This window comes from Paenibacillus sp. 32O-W, from assembly GCF_007679495.1.
Taxonomy (GTDB): domain Bacteria; phylum Bacillota; class Bacilli; order Paenibacillales; family NBRC-103111; genus Paenibacillus_L; species Paenibacillus_L residui.
Map to the genome: position 1 here is coordinate 1 of NZ_VEGP01000201.1, position 316 is coordinate 316.

The following is a 316-nucleotide window of genomic DNA, read 5'->3' on the forward strand; positions in this document are numbered from 1 at the left end:
TCCATTGGACGGAGCAGCGTTGGCAGCGAATCGAATGAGGGTGGAACCACGAGCAGAACGCACTCGTCCCTTTTGGGGCGAGATGCGTTTTTTTGTTTTTTAAATTTTGTGTGTGCCGAGTCCTCAGCCTAATCGACATCTTTATCGAGCCGAAGGCGTGAGAAGATCAGCGTAACCATCTTCACCTATTTTGGTTAAATCTAACAGGAGGTTGAATTGATATGGCAGTGAAAGTAACGTTCCCGGATGGTGCGGTTCGGGAATATGAGCAAGGAACGACATTGGAAGAAGTGGCGGGTTCGATCAGCTCCGGGCT

General features: G+C 49.4%; 1 protein-coding gene. It reads left to right on the top strand.

Annotated features, from left to right (window positions below; all coding sequences use genetic code 11):
- Positions 1-221: 221 nt before the first annotated feature.
- Positions 222-316 (top strand): TGS domain-containing protein (locus tag FS806_RS27180; protein ID WP_144942148.1); only part of this gene is annotated, 95 nt, incomplete at its 3' end.